Annotated in this window: 12 protein-coding genes; 2 read left to right on the forward strand and 10 right to left on the reverse strand. The window is 49.5% G+C overall.

Annotation, left to right across the window (positions count from 1 at the left end; genetic code table 11):
• Window positions 1-10: 10 nt before the first annotated feature.
• The 6 genes from BUA17_RS18770 to BUA17_RS18795 are packed head-to-tail and all read right to left on the reverse strand — an operon-like array spanning window position 11 to window position 7,781.
• Complete coding sequence (locus BUA17_RS18770) at window positions 11-1,174, reverse strand: N-acetylglucosamine-6-phosphate deacetylase (RefSeq protein ID WP_244552184.1); 1,164 nt, start codon at window positions 1,172-1,174, stop codon at window positions 11-13.
• Complete coding sequence (locus BUA17_RS18775) at window positions 1,171-1,953, reverse strand: glucosamine-6-phosphate deaminase (RefSeq protein ID WP_072734578.1); 783 nt, start codon at window positions 1,951-1,953, stop codon at window positions 1,171-1,173. The genes BUA17_RS18770 and BUA17_RS18775 overlap by 4 nt, the downstream gene beginning before the upstream one ends.
• Window positions 1,954-1,992: 39 nt before the next feature.
• Window positions 1,993-4,269, reverse strand: coding sequence for an Ig-like domain-containing protein (locus BUA17_RS18780; RefSeq protein WP_072734579.1), 2,277 nt, complete (start codon window positions 4,267-4,269; stop codon window positions 1,993-1,995).
• A gap of 59 nt (window positions 4,270-4,328) precedes the next feature.
• Window positions 4,329-5,882 (reverse strand): extracellular solute-binding protein, encoded by a 1,554-nt coding sequence (locus BUA17_RS18785; protein WP_072734580.1) that lies wholly within the window; start codon window positions 5,880-5,882, stop codon window positions 4,329-4,331.
• 47 nt (window positions 5,883-5,929) lie between these two features.
• Window positions 5,930-6,799, reverse strand: coding sequence for a carbohydrate ABC transporter permease (locus BUA17_RS18790; protein ID WP_072734581.1), 870 nt, complete (start codon window positions 6,797-6,799; stop codon window positions 5,930-5,932).
• 13 nt (window positions 6,800-6,812) lie between these two features.
• Window positions 6,813-7,781 carry an ABC transporter permease gene (locus BUA17_RS18795; RefSeq protein ID WP_083584768.1) on the reverse strand — a complete coding sequence of 323 codons (969 nt, stop codon included), beginning with the start codon at window positions 7,779-7,781 and terminating at the stop codon, window positions 6,813-6,815.
• A 264-nt stretch (window positions 7,782-8,045) separates the two neighbouring features.
• On the opposite strand from BUA17_RS18795, the gene BUA17_RS18800 reads away from it, so the two are divergent.
• Window positions 8,046-10,331: a helix-turn-helix domain-containing protein gene (locus tag BUA17_RS18800; RefSeq protein ID WP_072734582.1), complete on the forward strand. Its 2,286-nt coding sequence runs from the start codon at window positions 8,046-8,048 to the stop codon at window positions 10,329-10,331.
• Between the two features lie 75 nt (window positions 10,332-10,406).
• Here BUA17_RS18800 and BUA17_RS18805 read toward each other — a convergent pair whose 3' ends face one another.
• Window positions 10,407-11,432, reverse strand: a complete 1,026-nt coding sequence (locus tag BUA17_RS18805; RefSeq protein ID WP_072734583.1) for a leucine-rich repeat domain-containing protein — start codon at window positions 11,430-11,432, stop codon at window positions 10,407-10,409.
• A 181-nt stretch (window positions 11,433-11,613) separates the two neighbouring features.
• Here BUA17_RS18805 and BUA17_RS18810 point away from each other — a divergent pair, with 181 nt between their 5' ends.
• Window positions 11,614-12,798: an aminotransferase class I/II-fold pyridoxal phosphate-dependent enzyme gene (locus BUA17_RS18810; protein WP_072734584.1), complete on the forward strand. Its 1,185-nt coding sequence runs from the start codon at window positions 11,614-11,616 to the stop codon at window positions 12,796-12,798.
• 121 nt (window positions 12,799-12,919) lie between these two features.
• On the opposite strand, the gene BUA17_RS18815 is transcribed toward BUA17_RS18810, so the two are convergent.
• The 3 genes from BUA17_RS18815 to BUA17_RS18825 all read right to left on the reverse strand — a co-directional run bounded on the left by BUA17_RS18815 (window position 12,920) and on the right by BUA17_RS18825 (window position 16,734).
• The gene (locus BUA17_RS18815) at window positions 12,920-14,968 is read right to left on the reverse strand and encodes an iron ABC transporter permease (protein ID WP_072734585.1); all 2,049 of its coding nucleotides are present in this window, start codon (window positions 14,966-14,968) and stop codon (window positions 12,920-12,922) included.
• Window positions 14,965-15,960 carry an ABC transporter substrate-binding protein gene (locus BUA17_RS18820; protein ID WP_072734586.1) on the reverse strand — a complete coding sequence of 332 codons (996 nt, stop codon included), beginning with the start codon at window positions 15,958-15,960 and terminating at the stop codon, window positions 14,965-14,967. Before BUA17_RS18820 ends, BUA17_RS18815 begins: the two co-directional genes overlap by 4 nt.
• Before the next feature lie 231 nt (window positions 15,961-16,191).
• Window positions 16,192-16,734, reverse strand: coding sequence for a CueP family metal-binding protein (locus BUA17_RS18825; protein ID WP_072734587.1), 543 nt, complete (start codon window positions 16,732-16,734; stop codon window positions 16,192-16,194).
• Between the last annotated feature and the right edge of the window lie 78 nt (window positions 16,735-16,812).

Here is a 16,812-nt window from a genome sequence, read left to right on the forward strand (position 1 = left end):
CGCTCTCCTCCTATTCTTGGCTCTGTGGACTGATCCGGCCATTCTTCCAGCACTGCAAGACACTTAACTTTCCACCATCAATGTTGAAGCTAACGATATCCGCAGGTGCTCCGACCTCAAGTCCGGCAGCCTGTTCAAGCCCAAGCAGCCGGGCCGGATGCACCGATGCACAGTCCCAGGCATCGGGAAGCCCGCACAACCCCGCTTCCACAAGATATCCCACCTGATTAGGCAGCATCATCGCCGAGCCAGCCAACAGCTCAGGCTGGCCGGCGAGGTGCAGCCGACCTTCCGCCGTCAATACCACATCACCACCAATATGCAGGTGGTAGGAACCTGGTGGCATACCGCTCAGTGAGACGGCATCACTGACCAGTATGGCGCGGTTCCGTTTCATCCGGAGAATTACTGCTAGCACGGACAGCGGAAGATGATGACCATCCGCTATCATGCACCCATACAGCTCATCGGCCGCCAGCTGTTCCCACAGGTAGTTCGGATGACGCGGAAGCATCAGGTGTGCACCATTACCAAGATGTGTAGACATCACCGCTCCTGCGGAGACCGCTTCCCTGATCTGCTCTGGCGTTGCTGCCGTATGTCCAATCGAGACAAGAATGCCGGATTCGCAGCACCGGGCAATAAATGAAGCTGAACCAGGCCACTCGGGTGAAAGGGTAATAATGCGAATTAATCCATCGGCGGCATCCTGCCAACGGCTGAGCGCCTCCCAATCAGGGGGAACAATATGCTGCTTTGGGTGGGCGCCGCGTGGGCCATCCTCCGGCGAGAGGAATGGACCTTCCAGATGAATGCCCACAATTCCCTCGGCCGCATCCCGGTTCAGCCGAACGGCTTTTGCAATGATGGAAGCCGCCTCAGCCAACCTTACGGAACTGTTCGTAATCAACGTCGGGCAAAAGCTTGTAACACCTTGACTTTTCAGCTTCCGGGTCAGCTGCACTACCGTATCTGGACATAGCGGAGCTGTGTTCAGATCCAGCCCCCATCCGCCGTTCACCTGTAAATCCACCAGTCCGGGCGCAAGCCAGGGCAGGCAATCTACGGGAGGCGACACTTCAAGTTCAGTAATAGCAGTGATACGTCCCTCTCTGATCCCCACCTCAATGGGCAGCCCTGTTCTGTAGTGCTTCCCGATCATTGACACGCTCACAGGCCGTAGGCTTCCCGGTCTGTGAACATCGTGATTCCGGGATGTGTACGCAGGATAGTGGCAGGACATGCCGTGCTGATCGAATCATGTAAAGCTACCGCAAGTGCACGCCGCTTGGATGCTCCCGGTACAATTGCGAACAGCTCCCTTCCAGCCATCAACGTTGGCACAGTCAGGGTCAACGCCTCCGCAGGCACATCATCCAGATGGGCAAAGCAGCCATCATTCACCTGCTGACGGCGACAAGCTTCGTCCAGTTTTACCGCTTTGACGATCCTCGAGTCTTTAAAATCGGCAACAGGCGGATCATTGAAGGCGATATGCCCATTTTCTCCGATCCCGAGGCAGACGATATCAATAGGAGCCGCACGCAGCAGGTCTCCATATCTCTGACACTCCTGCTCCACATCTTGTAGCCCATCCAACAGCTCCACCCGCCCAGGTTGCACCCGATTGAACAGCCGATCCGTTAAATATCGTCCGAAGCGCTGGGGAGCTGTGTCCGCCAGCCCCATATATTCATCCATATGAAAGGCACAGACCCTTGACCAATCGATACCTTGCTCCCGTACCAGACCTTCATACAATTCGTTTTGCGAAGGAGCAGCAGCGAACACCATGCGCACCTGACGCTCCGAATCCTGAAGCAGCTGTCTTAATCTGGCCCCAACCGCAGCCGCAGCCGCTGCCCCCATCTGATTCCGATCAGCATAAACCTGCACAGACATATGTTCAACGATATGAGTCTTGAGCGGTTCCACCAAGTCATTCACATTCATGTGCTTCCTCCTCCATCAAGCCATTTCTCGTCTGCTTGTTCAATTGATGGCATTCAACATCAGCAGCGTTGTATGCGGCGAATCATGACCTACTGCGTAGTAATAGCCGTTGTAACGGATTCTCCGTGGTTCAAAACCAACCTGTCTGCCGGTTCCCACCGCTTCCGAGACAAGCGTCACGCTCCCATCCATTCCTGTTGTCCCGCTGGTGTAACGCCCCGCCGAATAAGTAAATCTCCCCTCGACTTTCGCCCCCGAAATTATTGCGCCTGTATCATAATCTCTGACCTTCATGGTGACGGATACCCCCGATCCCCCATAAACCAGATTCATGTCCGTTACAATCAGTGGCTTCAATGGGGTGCTACCAGTGGTCGCCGACACTTCATCGGTGAGAGGCCCGATATTGCCACGCAAATCACGGGCCGCAATACGATAGTAGTATGTCGTATCCGGCAGCAGTCCCTTGTCCTGGTAATTCAGGGCGCGGGCGAGTCCAACAATATCCGCAGCGACAGGCGTGAACCCCTGCACGGTACTTCGGTATATCACATAGCGTTCCACTTCCATGTTATCCGAAGCCATTCCATAATTCAGATGTATAGTCTGATAATCAGTGACCTCAATGGAAGGAACCCCTGAAAGGGCAGAAGGAGCTTCCTGGTCATCCGGTGATGTCCAAACTACACCGCCCGGCCCCCAGTAAGAAGGAAGTGCCCGGTAGGAATCATAGTGATGGACGGCAATACCGCCAAAGGCGCTGCTCTGCCCGTAAGCTGCATATACCTTATTTAGCTCGGCTTCCATGTGGATACGCCCCTCCTCCCAGAAGGTAATGGTCTCCGGGTCTCCGCTATTGGCGATATCCAGCGTTTCCACACCAATCACCACGGAATTCGGCTTGCCGATCTGATCCGCGTAAGCCAGCTCTCCAGCAGCCCCGGCAATAATGCCAGCGGAGCCATCCGCCGTATCCCGGTAATCCATAATGGAGATATAGTCGGAGATATCTTGAACATGCTCAGATAGCCATTTGCTGGATCCATTCCATGAAATATTCGCTGCTTGATCCGATGTGTCATACCACTTGGGCACAGCAGGGCCGAACGGAAGCCGAATACCTGCGGTATCCCGGCGATCAATCATCTTTTGCAGGCCATCCAGGTATTCCTTCTGCAGGAAATGACTTGGGTCTTTAAAGTCGGGAGAGATATAAGGCTCAATATCCACATTGATGCCGTCAAACTTCTCCGTATCCCCCGCTGCAAGGTTGTAATTGATCACCTGCTCCATTTCCTGCACAGCATGATGGTGATATTTCTCGTAAGCGCCCATATAGGCCGGTGTAGTGCCGCCTGCAATTAACGCATGCACCTGCAAATTTTTGCTGTGCGCCCAACTCACGAAAGAGCGCAACTCCACTTCCTGGGCTTCCAGTGCATCGTATCCGGCATAACCGCCTACTGCAAGATAAAGCGTCTGGACTGGTGTTTGGCCAAATGTCTGCGTATCGGTGATGAATGACTCCAGCACCTGGCGCGATCCAGGGTTCAGCAGCAGCTTATAACTCTCCGGTTCCCAGATCCACATGGCCCGCTCCTGTACAGGAAGAGGAACGGCAGACTCATGCGTCCCGGTTCCAACCTGAGCATACACCGTCGGGCTATAACCGTAACGCTCCGGTGCACTGGCCGCTCTGGCCTCCAGACTGACCGTGCGATCGCCAAGACCCGCCGTGTCCCAGGTGTATACATATGCAGGGCCTTGCTGAACAGCTTCCTCCCATGGCCCGCGGTTCACCCGAACCTCTACCAGCATGATCGGAAGTGGAGAGCTGGTCTCGACAGAGATCTCCACCTGGCCGCTAAGAGAAACGCCCTCAGATGGTCCCGTGATGGTTACTACAGGAACAGCACCTGCCGGGTTATTAACGGTAAGGATGGCAGGCGCTCCCCATACCCCGTAACGGGTGGACATATCCAGTCCACGAACCACCAGTTCCACAGTCCCGTTATAGGCTGAGGTATCCAGCATATAAGACCATGTGCCGCTGTCATCCCCATCCGGATCATTTAATACCACTTCGAATTGAGCCGTTCCGTCCACAAACAGTCGAATGTCATACAGGTCGGTATAACTGCCCCCAATTTCCACCAGCCCTCCATCCGATACATATCCGCCCGCAGGCGCGTCCAGTGAAATTGAACCCGCCGCTTCTGCCTTGCCAGGGACAGCTATTCCAATCGTCACCATACAGATCAACAGAAACAATCCCAGTTTGAATCCGGAGTACACACGCAGATGCTGCTTTTTCATAAGCGAAGCCTCCTTTTGCCATTCTGTAATGGTCTAGGATTCCTGTGCCGTACATTCGCTCATTTCGCGCTCAGCTGAACATTCTGAACACGGTCATACGCTTCCTTATAGGTGTTCAGCAGCTTATCTACCCCAAGATTGTTGATTTCCTCTACATACTTCTCCCAATCCGCCAGACTCCGGGAACCCGTAACAAATTTGGCAAAACTCTCGTCACGGTGCTTCTTGATCGCTTGACCGGTAATGGATATGACCTCATTTTCCACTTCTGTAAAAGCAGGTCTTGGCTGCATTGCGGGAGGATCATATTTGACCGCTTCTTCATAGGCATGCTTCAGATCGTCCGAGAACAGCGACAAGTGCGCGTTGAAATCAATCCAGGTATAGGTCCCGCTGGTCTGAAGCCCTGTCTGCTTGCGCATTTCAATGACATCGTTATACTCCGGCTTGAACTTGATCGTATCGCCTTCCTTTATAAAGGTCTCTCCCTCTACACCCCAGCTGCTCAGCGTACGTCCTTCCTCAGAATAGAAAAAGTCCATGTACTTCATCACATCATCAATGTTCTTGGAGGTCGAGGCCACCGTCAATCCGCCTTCCATATAATGAAAATATGGATTCAGCTGTGTGCCCCCTGAAATGCCTGCTGGAGGGGCCAGAAACTGCATGTTGAACTCCGGATTCTCCTGCTGCATGGCATTGTTAAAGAAATCAATCCGGCTGATATAATCAATGGTCACAAATGATTTTCCAGTCGAGACCATATCCTGCCACTGTTTGGTTTGCAATGATAAGAAATCGGGCGGGACCAACCCTTCATCATAAAAGCTTTTCCACATCCCTACCATAGCCTTGTAGTTGTCTTCAGTCGGTCCATAACGCCATTGCTTCTGGTCAAAATCATAATAAGCACCCTCACCCGTTCCGTAGTTCACCGTCATATTGGCATTCATCTCATCCGGGATCTGACCGTAGCGGATCGAGAGCGGATAACTGTCCGGGTATTTCTCCTTCAACGTCTTCAGCGCTGCATGCAACTCTTCATAAGTTGTTGGAGCCTGAATGCCTTCCTTGTCAAAAACATCCTTGCGGTACATCCAGATCATACGATTCGTCTCGCCGAAACCCTGATTGGGGAACATATACATTTTACCGTCGGCGGACAGGGCAGCCTTCGCTTCCTCGGGATATTGCTTCATCCATGCCTTCAGATTCGGCATACTGTCCATATACTGCATCAGATCCACCAGTGCGCCCTGCTGACCAAACTTGTTCGAATCCTTGCGATTGGGCATATACATCAGATCAGGCAGCGTTTTGGAGGCAATCGCCAGGTTCAGGCTCTCATCCAGCTTGCCGGAAGGTGTCTGCACTTCCAGCGTGACGCCCGTCTTTTCCTTCAACCAGCTCCAAATGGGCCAGCTCTTGGAATAAGGAAAAGTGGCATTGTTGTCCAGCAGGGCCGTAAAGGTCTTTCCCGCCCCGGTGGAGTTATTTCCGGTGCTGTTCCCCTTAGTATCTGTTTGCGGGTCGGCACCATTGCCTCCGCTGCACCCTGCCACCATCGTTACTGCAATCAACAGGGGAAGTATTACCGATTTCCATTTGCCCATAAGCTTCTCTCCCTTAATCTGAATTCGCGGTGCATTTCTTGCCTCACTTAACCTTTGACCGCCCCAACCATGGCTCCTTTGACGAAATACTTCTGTACGAACGGATAGATGACCAGAATCGGCAAGGTTGAGACCATAATGGTCGCATACTTGAGCGATTCCTCCACCACCAGATTATCTCCCCCAATGGATGTTACGTCGCCTGAGCTTGCGCTGCCGGCCAGTACGAGATTACGCAGCAGCACTTGGAGCGGAAACAAATCGGGAGACCGTAGATAGAGCAGCGGAAAGATAAAGTTGTTCCACATACCCACGGCATAGAACAGGGCAATCGTGGCAAAGGATGCCTTGGACAGCGGTACAATAATACGGATGAAGATTCCAATATCGTTCAAACCGTCCATCCGTCCCGATTCCTCCAGCTCTTTGGGGATGCCTGAGAAGAACGTGCGCATCAGAATGAGGTTCCAGGTGCTAACTGCACCCGGGAGAACCATGCCCCATACGGTATCCACCAGATTCAGAGAACGGACCACCAGGAAGGTCGGAATCATCCCGCCGCTGAAGAACATCGTAATTACAATCAAGACCGTGAAACTATTACGCAGTGCCATGTCTTTTCTGGACAAAGCGTAGGCTCCGGTGGAGGTGACCACCAGTGAGATCAGTGTGCCAAGCACGGTGTAAATGATCGTATTTCGGTAAGCCGTCCAGATTTGCGGATCGCCCAGCACCAATTTGTACATGCTCAGATTAAAGCCCTTGGGCCAGAAGGAAATATTGTTTTGGATGACGTTTACGTTGCTGCTGAGGGAAACCGCCAGCATATGAAGGAACGGATAGAGTGTAACCACCACAACGAACAGCAGGATCAGCGATGCCACAACGTTAAACCAGGAAAATCGGAGTGAGTTCACGCCACACCTCTTTCTACCATAGACTGGTCTCACTTAATCGGCGGCTGAGCCAGTTGGCCGTATAGATGAAAATCAGACTGATGACACCCATGAACAAATCAATGGACGCACCATAGCTGAAATTCCCCTGTACCATGCCCACCCTGTAAACATACGTGCTGATAATATCCGCTGTATCGTAGATCGCCGGATTCTGCATCAGGAAGACTTTCTCGAATCCGATTTCCAGCACTTTGCCGATATTTAGAATCAGTGTAATGACGATCGCGGGAGATATACCGGGTAGTGTGACATGCCAGATTTTGCGCAATCGGCTTGCCCCGTCCATATCTGCGGCTTCATACAACTGCGGATCGATGCCCGTTAGCGCGGCCAGATAAATAATGGTCTCCCAGCCGATATGTTGCCAGATTTCCGACAGGACGTAGATGCCCCTGAACAGCCCGGGCTCATTCATGAAATTGATCGGTCCAATGCCGATACCTGCCAGCAAATTGTTAATGAGCCCTCCGGTTGGGGAAAGGAACATAATCACCATACTCGCCACGATTACATTCGAGATGAAATGCGGCAGATAGCTGACCGTCTGTACAAAACGCTTGAATGCTGCCCTTCGCACCTCATTCAGCAGAATGGCCAGCAAGATTGGGGCTGGAAAGCCGAACACCAGCTTATACAGTCCCAGCAGAAACGTATTCTTCATCAGCGGCCAAAAATCAGGATTCTCCAGAAACATCCGGTAATATTTGAATCCCACCCAATCACTGGCCCAAATTCCTTTAAACAGATTGTAATCCTTGAACGTGATGACCAGACCAAACATCGGCGCATAGCGGAAGATCAAATAATACAGGAGGCATGGCAGGAATAGCAGCCATAGCGCCTTGTTCCTGTTCCAGGTTCTGATCAAACGCGACTTCCGCCGAGGCGGCCGGTGCGCTTCTTTTTGCGGTTTGCTTTGCATTACGCTAGCATCAGCCATCGGCATGCCCCCTCTTGCTCAGATGAGTTAATTCGACTTGTATGTTAGCTAACTTAACCTGGAATTCCTGGGTTCGTATTCGAATTATAGCTATAAACCTTTAGAAAGCGCTATCTACATGTTATATAACTTTTCGCCTTTACTCCTTTTTTCCAGATATCCGCGTATAATTCAGTAAAAGTGTATATTGTTTGTGTCAGCTTTATGCCGCTATGATAGGATTAGCCACTCGATCCAGGGCTGTACTCAAGGGGGAATGTCATAATGAAGGGACTGCTTACAAGCAAATTTGCGCTGAATGGACTGTTTGTCAAGCTAATGCTGAGCTTCCTCAGTGTCATCCTGATTTTGGCTTCATTTAATCTGTTCTCCCATCTGTACTTAAGCAACAAGGTCTATCAGGAGATGGTCAGACAAAATGAACTAGGCCTTGCGCAGACCGTTGAAGGGTATGAGAATCATTTCCGACTGACCCAGAACATGATTCTGGCCCTCACTCAATCGGATACCTGGACAGCCAACCTGGGCATTTTGAGCCATATTAAGGAGAACCGCCGTTACGATATTCCCGCAGAGGTGAAGTCGGACCTCTCCACGCTGTACGCCAATCCTTTTCTGCATATCGACAATTTCATTCTCTATTTCAAGCAAGAAGACTATGTACTGGAGAAGGAAGGTCTTAGCAGTGCCAGCGATATGTTCGGTAAATATTATTATAGTAAAGAATATCCTCCGGATTACTGGAAAACGCAAACGATGAACAACCAGTTCCTGAAAGTAATGCCTGCCGCAGCTTTTACGGAAAATACCCTTCACTCGTCCCGCTCCCTCGGTCAACTGATGCCGGTCATGATGAAAGCCATTCCTTACGAAGATGTGTACGGCATTGTTATGCTGGATCCACAACGTATGCAGGACACATATGACGATGCCGCTAATAATCCGTTCTACATTCTGGACAACGAGGGACGCCTGCTTTTTACTACGAAGGAGGGGGAACTGCAGAATCCGCAGCTACCTGCAGACGGAAGCAAACATGAACGTATTGGGGATCAGTATTACTTCTATGAAAAAGGTAAACAAACCGGGTTTACTTATGTCCGGGTCACTCAGGCCGCGGTAATCGCCGCGGAAATGCGCGGCATGCAGCTGCTGCTGGCTTTTCTGCTTGGCGCTGCTGTACTAATTAGCGTGCTCTCCTCCCTGTTTTTCAGTATAAGATTAAACCAGCCACTCCAACGTCTTATTGCCGCTCTGGACCGAAATCCGGACAGCGGACCAGACAAATGGAGCAGTGTAAAAGAATTCGCCATGATCGGCGACCGCCTGAGCTCTATTCTGGAGAATAACCGTTATATTCAAAGCGACCTTGCGCAGAAGAACTCTCTCGTACGCCAGTACGCTTATATCCATAAAGTAAAAAATATACCGCTCAGCTCCTATCTGGCGGAGCTTGAGGATGCCCAGCAATCCGAGCAGCCTTATGTCTCCATTCTGTTCAAGGTAGGCTTCAAATTCCAGCCGGATGAATTCGGGCAACATACCCTGTTATTATGGAAGCTGATTCAGAGCCTGTTTACCAGTAGCAAAACCAATAGCGTGGCCATTCAGCCCGAGCAGGACCAACTGCTCTTGCTGCTGTTCGATCCAGGTCCACAGAGTGGTATTCTTCAAGCGCTCGATACACTGAAGGAGTTGCTGGCTGTCGAGGAAACCCTTTATCTGACCATTGCGGTAAGTCCGGTGTATTCCGGAGAAATTCCGTTTACCGATGCGTACAGCAATCTGTCCATGCTGTTAAAAGAGCGCAGGCTGAATGGGGAGACACAAGTTATTGTGGAGCCGCGTGCTTCTTCGTCAAATGCCTTCCATGTGAAGGTCACTTATGGGGAGGAACTGCACAACCTGCTGCAATCCGGCAATGAAGAGGCCGTATTCGCTTGGCTGGATCGCCAGCTGGAGCAACTGCAGCACAAGGATGCGGCCGCAGAAGACTTCCGCACCTTTGCCATCGGTGCAGTCGAACAGATCAGCAAGACGGTGATGAAGCTGAATTTGACGAACATCGAATCCGAGCTTCGCTCTTCTCCTCCGGGAGAGGCATTTGCTGGTTTCCATTCCATGCAGCAATACAGGGAATGGCTTCAGGCGTTGGCTCAACCGGTACTTGCGGCAGTACGCAGCCAGCTGGAAACGCGTGATCCGGTTATCACCTTTGTGCTGGACTACCTGGATCATCATTATGGGGAAGACATTAATTTGAATATCGTCGCCGACAAGTTGAATTTAACATCGGGGTACCTCTCCAGTATTTTCAAGGAAAAGACTAACATCAACTTCAGCGAATATCTGAACAATCTGCGGGTTGAGCGGGCCAAAGAACTGCTTGTGAATGTAGATCTGCGAATTCAGGACATTGCGACACAGGTCGGCTATCAAAATGTGAATTCGTTCATCCGCATGTTCAAGCGTCGATACGGGCTGACCCCCGGAGAATACCGCAAGCGTCATGCGGGTGATGAGCCATTCATCTCCTCTAGCCATGGCTAGCTAGACGTGAGCGGGCAAGGACTGAAGTTGTAAATACACAAATGCCCGCTTCGGAGGCGGGCATTTGTGTATGGTCTACATTAGAATTTTGGACAGGTGCACAAGAGCCATCGAAGGAATTCGATGTCCTTCAGGAATTTGTTCATAGAGCAGGTGCCCTTTCCCCGCTTCAATCATTTGTTGGCGCATAATAGCAATACGACCCTTACTGTGATCAATAAAACGAAAATCCACCTGTCGCAAACTTTGCATTTCGGTCAAACGTTCAAATGACTCAGCCTTGATCCCCTTATGTATCTCTTTCAGTTCCAGCACCTCCAATTGATCCGCAGTCCACAGGTTCTCAATCTCTTGCAGAGACTTCATGAAATCCAGTTCAAGCTGACGCAGATTCTTCAAATGAGAGAAGTCGCACAACCGCTCGATTTTGGGTAGCGAAAGGTGCAGAAAGACCAGATGATGTAATGCTCCTACTGCATCGATCTCGGTTAGATTCTTTACGGACGATAATCTCAGCATACGGATATTCGATTCAGCCAGAACTTCGAGTGAACCAGCCAATGTACAGTGATCGAGAGCCAAATACTCGATAAATGGTAAGTCTACAACAAAATCAAGCTGATCAATGTCACAGTTTAGGACGAGGGTGCTCAACCGAATGCAGTCCTCAATCGGCGAGATATCGGGAAATTTCCCGCTAAGTGCGAGGTAATTCAAGTATTTGTAATTCCGGATGAAGTTTAGGTTTTGCTTTTTGGGTGAGCGAATGTTCAGAAACTCCATCTTTTGCAGCGCACTCAATATACTCAAATCTTGTGTTTGCTTGAGATCCAGCTGCAAAGCGGTGACATGTTTTAAACCAGCAAGTGCCTCCAGAAACTCTTCTGAATACCGCCCCTTCACATCTGTATTGGACACATTTAAAATCAAATCGGGTCGTTTGGCAAACACATGTTCATCCAGTGTTCGCAGATCATGCATCTCGTCCAGCCCGACAACAAAGCTAATCGTAGCCCTGTTCCGCAGTTGTACGATAGCCTTGTCCATTTTATCCTCGTTCCAGGGAACTCCACTCATCGAAGCGGCCCACGGTTCGTTCATTACTGGTCACCCTCCAATTCTCTGATACTTATCCATGTCTAGCTTTCCTTTAATTGTAAATCAAGAAGAGTACATTGAGAAGTCGAATACACATTCCGTGGTTACTTATCACCTGAAAACTCTGCTATAATACCTCCAAGTGTTATTCCCCAAGGGGAGATCAGGATGGAGGATAATCATCATGAAGTTTGCTAAACGTATGGAACATTTCAGTGAGGGGATATTCACACGTTTGCTGGAAATCAAGAGGCAACGACTGGAGAATGGAGAACCTGTCATCGATCTAAGTGTAGGCACACCCAATATTCCCCCGGCCCAACATATCATGACGGCTTTATGCGAGGCAGCAGCAGATGCTTCAAACTATACATATGCTGTAAATGATCAGAGCGAATTGCTGCAAGCAGTCAGTGAATGGTACAAGCGCCGTTACCATGTTGAACTGAATCCGAAAACCCAAATTTGCTCCTTGCTTGGATCACAGGAAGGTCTCGCCCACATCTCTTTGGCGATCGTTGATGAAGGAGATCTGGTTCTTGTACCCGATCCTTGTTATCCGGTCTTTGCTGATGGACCTCTACTTGCAGGAGCCGAGCTGTATTATATGCCCCAAAAAGAAGAACATGGATATGTTATTCAGCTTCAGGACATTCCTGAAGCTGTTGCGCGCAAAGCAAAATTCATGCTTGTATCCTATCCCAACAATCCGACGACAGCAATGGCACCCGATCAGTTCTATCTGGATCTAATTGATTTTGCCAAGAAATATGACATTATCGTTCTTCATGACAATGCATACAGCGAGCTAGTGTTCGATGGGAAAACGTGCGGTAGTTTCCTCGCTTATCCCGGGGCGATGGATGTCGGCATTGAATTCAACTCGTTATCCAAAACCTATGGATTGGCTGGGGCACGGATCGGCTTTTGTGTGGGGAACCCGGATGTGGTATCTGTGCTTAAAAAGCTGAAATCCAACATGGATTACGGCATGTTTCTTCCGATTCAGAAGGCAGCCATTGCTGCAATCACAGGGGATCAGAGTGAAGTTGAGCGGGTCAGAGATATCTACGAGGAGCGCAGAAATATTCTTTGTGAAGGATTCAGCAACCTCGGTTGGCCTATCGCCAAACCCGAAGCCAGCATGTTCATCTGGAGTCGGATTCCAGACCATTACGATACCTCAGAGCAGTTTGCCATGGATCTGGTTACACAAGCGGGTGTAATCGTAACGCCTGGGAGTGCCTTCGGACCTTCGGGAGAAGGATATGTGAGATTCGCTTTGGTTCAGGATAAAGAGACGTTGCAGCAAGCGATCCTATCGGTAGATAACAGTGGAATGCTAAGAGAAAAAACAACTAATTTATAACACGAATGAAAAAAGCTATTATAAGCAAATATCCCCTCTAGGTAAGCAGTGAGAAAAGAGAACATGTCTACATGAACTCAACACTGAAAACCAGAGGGGATTTTTTTTTAGGATCGAATGTTTAGGCCGATTTGCGCCAGTTGGAGCGATACATTAAATAGAGGAAATATGGCGTTCCAATAATTGCAATCAACAACCCGGATGGAATCTCGGTTGGTGCCATAACAGTCCTTCCGATCGTATCCGCCAGTACCAGCATCACTGCACCGACCAAAGCCGACAGAAACATCGACCGTCTTAATTTGTTTCCCGTCAATAGACGGACCATATGTGGAGCGATTAGCCCGATGAATCCAACCGTTCCCACACAGGCGACTGCACCTGCGGCAAGCAAAACACCAACGGTCATAGCCAGCAGACGCGTCCGACGAACACTCAAGCCAAGACCGGAAGCACTATTATCGTCGAATACCAACAGTTCGAATCTTCGCGCCAGCCACCACGCAAGCGGGATCAAAATCAACAGGAACACCCCAATGATCTTCACTTGATCCCACGTACGTGCATAAGTACTGCCTGTCAGCCAGATAAAACCGCTACTGCCATATACAGCGCCGCGAACAATCAGAACCTGAATACCTGCGCCTGCAATTGCAGACATGGCGATACCCAACAATACAACGGCAGAAGGATTGAGACCTTTTTTCCAGGACAAGGAGAATACGACTGCTGCAGCGATCCCTGCACCAACAATCGCCGCTATAGGCAGCAAGAACACCGGAAGACCAGGCCATAGGATGATGACCATCATCGCACCCAAGCCTGCGCCTGACGAAACGCCCACGATGGACGCGTCAGCCAGCGGGTTGCGAACGGCCATCTGAATAAGCACACCACTGACCGCCAGTGCAGCACCTGCACCTGCGGCGACAAGAGTACGCGGAATGCGAAGCTGAACAATGGCCGAGTATAGCCCATCCGATTGAAACAGGCTTGGCAGAAGATCGGCCATTGGAATGCGCATCCCGCCAAACATCGTACTAAGGAGAACCAATGCTAACGTTAGTACCGTAAAGATAATAGCAATAGGGCCGAAAGCCCAGCGACGCGAACGTGCTCCTGTGCTCATTGAGGTAGACATGCCTGATCCATTTGCTGCCTTCATACGTGTAAGTACAAGCCAGATCAGCCATGGTGCACCAATGATTGCCATCACGGCCCCTGTCGGCAACTCCAGACTGGAGTTATGAACCATCTTGGCAAGTACGTCTGCACCGACCAGCAGTGCTGCGCCCCACAAGAAAACACCAGGCAATAACAATCGATTTGAACGAATTCCACTCAATCGAACCAGATGAGGTGCCACCAAACCCACAAAGCCAATTGGCCCAATTACACTGACAATGACCGCAGCCAGCAACACAGCAATAATTAACCCCGTGGCACGGGCCATGCCTACTTTTTGCCCGAGTGAGGAAGCAGTTGATTCATCCAGTTCCAACATATCCCACTGCCGGGATAAAACCAGGGCAACGATCGTAATTCCAATGACCCAAGGCCATGCGTAAATTACACCGCTCCAGTCATTCTGAACAAGCGTTCCTGATCCCCATAGAAATAATGCCTGAGTCTCCTGAGAGAAGAAAATATGCAGCGCGCTTGTAAAAGAACCAAGTACCATCGATACAATCATGCCAGAGAGCGCAAGTCGCACCGGACTTGACGTTCTCCCCCCGCCCATGAAGTAGGCTGCGGCAGCTGCCAGTAATCCACCGAGTACGGCGAAAAGGAAAGGCGATTGCTGCATCAAGCCTGGGAAAAAAATCGTTCCCAACACCACGACAAAATAGGCCCCCGCATTGATGCCGAGTGTGTCCGATGCCGCGAGCGGATTGCGTGTAATGGTCTGTAACAACGAACCAGCAACAGCAAGCGCCCCTCCAGCGAGTATACCGATTACTGTTCGCGGCATGCGCAGATCCCAGATCATATTATGTTCCAGTGTGTCCTGCCTGCCCATAAGTGAATCTACAACCGTATGGAGTGGAATTGAAGCTTCTCCATAACACAGGCTTACAAAAAAAAGCACGATGAGAGCGGTTAGACCGCCCCCATAAATGCTTAATGTACGCCAGTTAAACACTGGTCGGGAATGTTGGACCGAACTCATTGGGTAATCGCTCCAACAACCCCGTCAACCAGAGCTTTGGACGAGATAGGTCCACCAAACGTCCATGTTGTGCTATCCAGTTGATAAGTGCGTTTATCTTTGACAAAATTTAGACCTTTCCATACTGAATTGTCTTTCATTGCTGTGCCAAAAACGTCATCATCCGGTTGTGTGATGTAGATGAAGTTGCTGTCCTGAACAGCAGGCAAGGATTCAATACCCACCGTTGAGAAGCCATATCCTTCAATCTTGTCCGGCTGCCAGTCGTTAACCAGTCCAACCTTCGCCAACGTGCCAATTACGACAGCGTTATCGGTAAACATGCGAAGACTTGCTGCATTTTGATACGTAAATGCTTGTGTCAGTACATAATGGAATTCCGATTTGTCGGCAGCAGCAAGTTTATCTTTGGCTTCTGTATAGTGCTGATCGAGTTCATCGAGTACCTTCTTCGCTTGGTCTTCTTTTCCAAGAGCAACCGCGATATTGTTGAACGTTTCCGTCATTTTGTCATAATTATAGCCATCACCCGTATACAGGTCATATTCAAGCGTTGGTGCAATGGCATTGAGCTGATCATAGATATTCGAATTGGAATTGGCGATAATCAAATCCGGCTTCAAAGCTGCAATCGCCTCCAGATTTGGCTCGTCACGTGTTCCAACATCCGTCACCGTGTCATCCAAAGCTGCTTCGGGAGTCACATAGACTTTATAGTTGGCGTTATCTGCACTACCTACTGGCTGAACACCCAGTGCTACTACATCTTCCGTATATGTCCATTCCAGTGTAACAACTCTCTTAGCTGGTTTGTCCAGTTTAAGCTCTCCACCACTATGTTTAACTGTAACAGGACCTGCTGTCTCTTCAGTCGGCGTGCTGCCGGAAGAGGCATTTTCATTTGTATCTGTTGTGCTGCTGGCTTTACCGCAACCTGTCAGAGCAAGCGCCAAAACCGTCAGCAATAAAAATCCGTTTAAGCTTTTTTTCATATCCTACTTCTCCCCTATTTATATGTATTTATATGATAACAATTATCATTATCACTAATGGATTATCCCGTAGGATTGCGATTTTGTCAATTCAAAAGAGTTATTATTTTCATTTTGCAAAATCTTCACTGTCACAGCATAAACAGAAAAAAATGAAAGAACCCGCATTCAAGGCGGGCCTGGATCACATCGAGTCTTTTGAAATGATGTTAGAATGCACCGTACGACGATTTAACTCAACTGCATCGTTGTGATGCACGTATTATCTTCTTCATATGTAGATAACTGTGTCTCTGCAACCTTTCCATCATGCACCACACGAATGAGGTATGACTTATCTCTGGCTAACCAAAAATCCATAAAACCGTTGGAGCCGGCCTTCATCTCAGCATCCTTCATAAGCGTATTTCCTTCAGAGTCATGAATCGTCACAATGAACTTCTTATTCTTCATTTCGCCCTGACATCCGGTCAGGCTATGAATTGCACAAGGATGAGTCTGATCCACATAGGGTGCAATGGAAAGGAAAAACTCCTTTTCAGGCAAGTCGTAGGTTGTCGTTTGGTTACCTTTATCCGTGACGATTAACTGGGTGGCATTAATGGAAGCCGATTCCGGTGTCTCCTTGCCTGTACTGATATCTTCTACTAATTTCTTAATATTGGGTGCTTCCGCGTTACCTGCCTCTTCTGTCCCCACATTGTTTGCAATAAGGAAGGCCCCCAACACAATTACAACCACTAAGCTGGCAATGATCCACATTTGTTTTTTCATCTGGAGTTCATCTCCTCGTCCGTTTTGGTTTATTATAATGGAGAACGAACCATCATGGACTGAAAGCGTATGTAATTC

The organism is Paenibacillus sp. ov031, from assembly GCF_900143165.1.
In the GTDB taxonomy this organism is placed as follows: domain Bacteria; phylum Bacillota; class Bacilli; order Paenibacillales; family Paenibacillaceae; genus Paenibacillus; species Paenibacillus marchantiae.

What these genes read in the sequence shown, in the direction of transcription:
- BUA17_RS18820 (WP_072734586.1), bottom strand. Translation starts at nt 15,960, where the DNA reads ATGAAAAAAAGCTTAAACGGATTTTTATTGCTGACGGTTTTGGCGCTT.
- BUA17_RS18805 (WP_072734583.1), bottom strand. Translation starts at nt 11,432, where the DNA reads ATGAACGAACCGTGGGCCGCTTCGATGAGTGGAGTTCCCTGGAACGAG.
- BUA17_RS18780 (WP_072734579.1), bottom strand. Translation starts at nt 4,269, where the DNA reads ATGAAAAAGCAGCATCTGCGTGTGTACTCCGGATTCAAACTGGGATTG.
- BUA17_RS18785 (WP_072734580.1), bottom strand. Translation starts at nt 5,882, where the DNA reads ATGGGCAAATGGAAATCGGTAATACTTCCCCTGTTGATTGCAGTAACG.
- BUA17_RS18825 (WP_072734587.1), bottom strand. Translation starts at nt 16,734, where the DNA reads ATGAAAAAACAAATGTGGATCATTGCCAGCTTAGTGGTTGTAATTGTG.
- BUA17_RS18815 (WP_072734585.1), bottom strand. Translation starts at nt 14,968, where the DNA reads ATGAGTTCGGTCCAACATTCCCGACCAGTGTTTAACTGGCGTACATTA.
- BUA17_RS18800 (WP_072734582.1), top strand. Translation starts at nt 8,046, where the DNA reads ATGAAGGGACTGCTTACAAGCAAATTTGCGCTGAATGGACTGTTTGTC.
- BUA17_RS18775 (WP_072734578.1), bottom strand. Translation starts at nt 1,953, where the DNA reads ATGAATGTGAATGACTTGGTGGAACCGCTCAAGACTCATATCGTTGAA.
- BUA17_RS18795 (WP_083584768.1), bottom strand. Translation starts at nt 7,781, where the DNA reads ATGGCTGATGCTAGCGTAATGCAAAGCAAACCGCAAAAAGAAGCGCAC.
- BUA17_RS18810 (WP_072734584.1), top strand. Translation starts at nt 11,614, where the DNA reads ATGAAGTTTGCTAAACGTATGGAACATTTCAGTGAGGGGATATTCACA.